The organism is Xanthomonas sp. SHU 166, assembly GCF_000364685.1.
In the GTDB taxonomy this organism is placed as follows: Bacteria; Pseudomonadota; Gammaproteobacteria; order Xanthomonadales; family Xanthomonadaceae; genus Xanthomonas_A; species Xanthomonas_A sontii.
In genome coordinates this window covers 1-5,775 of record NZ_AQOJ01000442.1, presented here as the reverse complement: position 1 = coordinate 5,775, position 5,775 = coordinate 1, and the positions used below count along the sequence as shown (strand labels likewise).

The 5,775-nt window shown below is 68.4% G+C and carries 5 protein-coding genes; 2 read left to right on the top strand and 3 right to left on the bottom strand.

The window, feature by feature from the left end:
- Both D180_RS11985 and D180_RS11980 read right to left on the bottom strand, forming a co-directional pair.
- The coding region (locus tag D180_RS11985; RefSeq protein ID WP_017909092.1) for a nicotinate phosphoribosyltransferase at nt 1-1,283 on the bottom strand (1,283 nt) is incomplete at its 3' end.
- A 61-nt stretch (nt 1,284-1,344) separates the two neighbouring features.
- Nucleotides 1,345-2,400 carry a bifunctional nicotinamide-nucleotide adenylyltransferase/Nudix hydroxylase gene (locus D180_RS11980; RefSeq protein WP_017909091.1) on the bottom strand — a complete coding sequence of 352 codons (1,056 nt, stop codon included), beginning with the start codon at nt 2,398-2,400 and terminating at the stop codon, nt 1,345-1,347.
- Nucleotides 2,401-2,685: 285 nt separating this feature from the next.
- On the opposite strand from D180_RS11980, the gene D180_RS11975 reads away from it, so the two are divergent.
- Both D180_RS11975 and D180_RS11970 read left to right on the top strand, forming a co-directional pair.
- Nucleotides 2,686-3,684 carry a glycosyl hydrolase 53 family protein gene (locus D180_RS11975; RefSeq protein WP_017912982.1) on the top strand — a complete coding sequence of 333 codons (999 nt, stop codon included), beginning with the start codon at nt 2,686-2,688 and terminating at the stop codon, nt 3,682-3,684.
- Between the two features lie 86 nt (nt 3,685-3,770).
- On the top strand, nt 3,771-4,637 hold the full coding sequence (locus D180_RS11970) for an endonuclease/exonuclease/phosphatase family protein (protein WP_017912981.1): 867 nt from the start codon (nt 3,771-3,773) through the stop codon (nt 4,635-4,637).
- 449 nt (nt 4,638-5,086) lie between these two features.
- Here the strand turns inward: D180_RS11970 and D180_RS11965 are convergent.
- Nucleotides 5,087-5,775 (bottom strand): LysR substrate-binding domain-containing protein (locus D180_RS11965; RefSeq protein ID WP_017912980.1); only part of this gene is annotated, 689 nt, incomplete at its 5' end.

The following is a 5,775-nucleotide window of genomic DNA, read 5'->3' as shown; positions in this document are numbered from 1 at the left end:
GCCACCGGCTCGGTGCGGTAGCTGCCGTACTCGCGGTGCCGCAGCAGACGCATGCGCCCGCGCTTGCTGAGCTTGCCCTTGTCGGTGACCGGATCCTTGTACACGTCGATCCAGCGGCCGTCGACGCGGGCGGCCGAGCACTTCAACGCGAACTTCTGGGTGTCCCGGTCGAGCCGTTGCAGCAACGCGCCGCCCATGCCGAAGGCCAGATTGTCGGTGGCGTAGCCGGCGCTGGTGATGCGCTCCAGGATCGCGCGGATGCTGGTCGGGTTGACCCCGTCGCCCTGGATCACCCGCACGTGGTTGAGCACCTTGTAGCCCTTGCCGTTGACGCTGTGGCCGAAGGCCTCGTCGAGCAGTTCCAGGCACTGGTGCACCACCGCCACCGGATCGCCGGAGTCCGGGCGGATCACCACGGTGGCGCCGGAGGCGATCACCTCCTCGCGCAGCGTGGTGCCCCAGTGCTCGCGGATCGCGTGGAAGATGTCGTAGCTGTCCGACACCACCGCGACCACGCCGCCGGGCTTGCCGAACTGCTTGAGCATGTTGCGGTAGGCCTCGACCTCGCGCTCGCGGCCCCAACTGGTGATGGTGCTGTGCTCGGCGGCGGGGATCGAATAGCCGGCCATCGGCTCGTGGTAGTGCGCGCGCGCCAGCAACAGCCCGGACACGGTGTCGGTGCCGAGAAAGTTGACCAGGTGCGACGCGCCACCGATCGCCGCCGATTCCAGGCTGGACACGCCGCGCGCGCCGAAGTCGTGCAGCTTGAACGGCAACTGCCCGTCCGGATCGTCGCTGGTGCGCTCCAGGAACTGGCGGATGGTCTGCTTGGCGTGCCAGCTCACCGTGGCCACGGTCACCGGATACCAGATGCGCAGCAGCAGCGTCTCCAGGTACGACGGTACCCAGTAGGCCTGCGCGTCGGTGGACTCGATGGTCATCAGCGCGTTGTGGGTCGGCACCACGCTGCCCTCGGGCACGGCGCGGATGCGGATCGGCAACTGGCCGCCGAGGCGGTCGACGATATCGCGCCAGCCCGCTTCGTTGAACGGCTCGCCGTGCGCGGCGAACAGGTCGCGCGCCTCGTCGATGTCGGCATGGGTGACGGGGCGGCCCAGCGCCTCCTTGAGGATCGACTGCAGACCGAAGAACACGGTGCGGTCGTAGACGCCGCCGCGCGATTCCACATAGAAGAACGTGGCGTCGGTGCCGGGCGGGTACTGCAGCCAGTGGCTGGCCTTGTAGCTGTCGGTGTTGAGCAGCAGGTTGTTCAGACATTGCATGACGGAAGCTCCTTCGCGTCTGGGAAAGCCGGCGGTCTGTCCGCCGGCCGGGAAGGCCGCGTCAGCCGCGGCCCAGGAAGAATTCGAGCAGGTGCAGATGGTCTTCGAACAGTTTCGGACCCATGCCCAGCACTTCGCTGACCGGCACCCAGCGCGCCTTGTCGGCGTCGTCGCCGCCGCGCACCTCGGGCAGTTCGCCGAACACGAACTCGAAGTGGAAGGCGTGGGTGATGGTGCGCCCGCGCAGGCTGCGCTCGGGGTGGTCGAACACGTGGCGGTTCTTCAGCGAGCCCTTGAGCACCGGCACCGGAATCTTCAGCCGGGTCTCCTCGCGCAGTTCGCGCAGGCAGGCGTCGAGGATGCTCTCGTGCTGGCCGACGAAGCCGCCGGGCAGCGCCCACAGGCCCTTGCCCGGCGCCGCGCGGCGGCGCACCAGCAGCACGTGCCCGGAATGCACCACTACCGCATCGGCGGTGACGAAGGTCGGCGGATACGGCGCCTCCTTCCAGGCGGCGCGGTACTGCTCGATGAACTGGTACTCGGCGAGCAGTTCGGCATACGAGGGCGAGTTCTTGCGAAACGCCTCGAGCATGTCGAACACCGGCGTCGGCACGTTGCCGCGCAGCATCAGCAGCGCGCCGTGGAAATCGATGCTGCCGGCCTCGAACAGGTAACGACGCAGCTCGGTCGCCGACAGCGTCTCGGTGTGCTGCACGTCGACCAGCGGCCACTGCGGGAATTCGCGCAGGTAATAGCTGCTGGCGTCCTTGTCCATGCCGATCAGGCCGATCCGCGCCTCGGCGCTGCCGCCGTCGCTGCGCACCGCCTCGGCCACCGTGGACTGCACCGCGGCGATCCACTGGCTTTCGTTGTACAGATGGTCGCGCAACGGCCGCAGGATCAAGCGCTCGCCGGCGCCTTCCAGCGCGGCCTGGATCATCACGCTGCGCTCGGCAACGGTCCAGGGATTGCGGATGGTACGAGGGGTCTCGGCCGAGCCGATCAGGAAGATGAGTTTCTGTCCACGCGCCAGGGCGTGGCGGGCAACGGCGGCGTGGCCGTTGTGGAAGGGCTCGAAGCGCCCGATGAACACCAGATAGTCGAACTCCATGAGCATCCCTCACGGTTGGGTGGATCGCCGCGGGTCTGTCCCTTGGCGTGAGCGGAATGCTACGCCGATGCCGCATCGCGTCAAGTGACGCACCGCGCAGATTCATCGGCCATCCAGACAGCGCTTGCGGACGTCGCGACAGCACCGCTGCAGTGCAGCGCGCGTCGCCGTGACGATCGCGCTAGCCTCGTGCGCGCCGCGGCCGCGGGGGACGGCCCGGCACGTCGCTGCGCCCACTCCTCGGGGCCGCATGACGCCCCCCTTCCCTCCTTCCATCACCGCGAGAATCGCATGAATCGATCGAGCAAGCGCGTGTCCGCCTGGCTGCTGGTGTTGTTGCTCGCCTGTCTGTGCGCGCCGGCCATGGCGCAGACCTTCGCCAAGGGCGCCGATGTCAGTTGGATCGATCAGCAGGAGAGCAGCGGTCGCGTATTCCGCAACGCCTCCGGCGCCACCACCGATTTCTTCGCGCTGCTCAAGGGCACCGGGGTCAACGCGATCCGGCTGCGCGTGTGGGTCAATCCGCAGGGGGGCTGGAACGACGGTGCCGACACGTTGAACATGGCCAAGCACGCGAAGGCGCAGGGCATGCGCATCATGATCGACTTCCACTACAGCGACAGCTGGGCCGATCCCGGCAAGCAGACCAAGCCGGCGGCCTGGAGCAACCACGACTTCGCCACCCTGGTGAAGGACGTGTATTCGCACACCAACGGCATCCTGTCCTATCTCAAGTCCAACGGCATCGACGTGAGCTGGGTGCAGGTGGGCAACGAGATCAACAGCGGCATGCTGTGGCCGGACGGCAAGACGCCCAACTTCGGCAACCTCGCGCAACTGATCAACAGCGGCTACAACGCCAGCAAGTCGGTCTACCCCAATGCGAAGGTGATCGTGCACCTGGCCAACGGCCACGACAACGCGACCTTCCGCTGGTTCTTCGACAGCCTCAAGTCGGCCGGCGGCAAGTGGGACGTGGTCGGCATGTCGCACTACCCGTCCCCCAATGCCTGGCAGAGCGCCAACACGCAGATCGCCAGCAACATGCAGGACATGGTGGCGCGCTACGGGTCGGACGTGATCGTCAGCGAGGTCGGCATGGACTGGCAGCAGGCCGCGACCACCCGCGCGATGCTCGCCGATCTGCTCACCAAGACCCGCGCACTCGGCAGCCGCGGCCTGGGCGTGTTCTATTGGGAACCCGACGCGTATCCTGGCTGGCAGGGCTACACGATGGGTGCGGTCGACAACAACGGGAAACTGACCCAGGCGCTGTCGGCGTTCAACTGATCGCCGCTTGGCAGGCACGCCACGCGGTGGTCACCGACACCACCGCCGTGCCACCATCGCGTGCTCCGCTCCTGTCGAGATCTGCCATGTCGCTGTCGTCCGCGCGCAAGCTCGCGCTTCCTCTGCTGCTGGTGCTGAGCGCGTGCATCGCGCCAGCGCAGGCGCGCACGCCCGCCGCGCCGGCCCCGCTCAAGGTGATGAGCTTCAACGTCCGCGTGCCGGTCGATACCGACGGCGACAAGCGCTGGGACGTGCGCCGCAGCGCGATGGCCGCGCTGATCCGCGCGCAGCACCCGGATGTGTTCGGCACACAGGAACTGGTCCAGCGCCAGGCCGACTACCTGGCTGCGCAACTGCCGGAGTACCGCTGGTTCGGCCCCAGCCGCGACGGCAAGGACGACGGCGAACGCATGGGCGTGTTCTACGACAGCCACGCGCTGAAGCTGGTGGACTCGGGACACTTCTGGCTGTCGGACACGCCGGAGGTGATGGGCAGCATCAGCTGGGGCCATCCGCTGCCGCGCATGGTCAACTGGGGTCTGTTCGAGCGCATCGGCGATGGCCGCCGCTTCTACCTGTTCGACACCCATCTGCCCTATCGCGACGAGGACGAAGCGGCGCGCGCCAAGGGCGCGGCGCTGATCGTGTCGCGGCTGAAGGCGCTGCCGGCGGACGTGCCGGTGGTGCTGACCGGCGACTTCAACACGGTGCCGGGCTCGCCGACCTACCGCACCCTCACCGCCAGCCTGGCCGATGCGCGCACGCAGGTGGCGCAGCCGCGCGGCCCGGAAGCGACCTTCCACGATTTCACCGGCCATCCCGACCGGCGCATCGACTGGATCCTCTCGCGCGGGCTCAAAGCAACCGACTACGCCACGCTCGACGCGCGGCCGCAGGGCCACTGGCCGTCCGACCATTTTCCGGTGATCGCCACGTTCGCCTGGCCGCAGTGAGGCGCGTGGGCCTGCGGCATGGACCGCAGGCCCGCGAACGGGAGCGGTTCCTATCTGTTCGGTATCAGCCGCGACGCGCATGACGCCAAAGGCCTTGGCGTGGCTGACCAAGGCCGCATCGAGCGCTGCAAGACAGGCAACACCTCCGGCAGAGCCAACGCAGAAGCGCGTGATCCGCGCAGTTCTTCCGTCGCAATCTCGCACCGGAAAGCATCCGGCTCCGGTAGCAGGCGGGACTGAAGTCCCTCCCACAGCAAGCAACTGCGCTGACAGAGGGCCGTGCGTCCGCAGGAGCAACTTCAGCCGCGACACGCGTCACCGGGGAACAGCCGTCGCAAGCGATCCCGAACAGCGCAACAGGGCCCGCGCCTGCCAGTTAACGATGCCTCGCTGCACCATTGCGCAAGCGCATCGTCAGAGGCGTCAGTCGTGCGCCAGCCGACGGACCCTCAGGCCGCCGGCGCCGCATGCGCGCACAGCCAATCCAGGACCTGCTGCACTGGCGGCGACGGCGCCGGTGTCGGTCGCCAGACGATCGACAACTGGCGCAGCGCCCACGGCTCCTGCAGCGGCACCGCGACCAACTGCGCACGCACGCTGACCCGCTCCAGCGCCGCCTGCGGCAGGATCGCCACGCCGGCGCCGCGCGCCAGCATGCGGCACAGCGGTTCGATGCCGTGCACCTGCGCGCGGATGCGCAGCTGGCCACCGGCACGCGTGGCATGGGTCCGCAGATGCTGCTGCAATGCGCTGTCCTCGGCCAGGCCGAGCAACTGCGCCTGCCATACCTCCGAGAACCGCAACTGCGGCGCCTGCGCCAGCGGATGCGTGGCCGCGGCCACCAGCACCAGCCGATCCTGCCGGAATGGGTGGGCCTGCAGGCCCTGCAGATCGGCGTGATCGGCGATCACCGCCAGGTCGGCGCGTTGCTCGCGCAGCGCATCGGCCGCGGCGACGCTGCCCTGTTCGCGCAGCGCCAGATCGATGCGCGGGTGCGCCACCAGGAACTCGGCCAGCAGTTCCGGCAACCATTCCGACAGCGCCGCGGTATTGGCCAGCAGGCGCACGCTGGTCGGGTGGCCGCCGGCGTACTCGCCCAGTTCGCTGCGCATCGCCTCGGCCTGCCGCAGCAACTGCC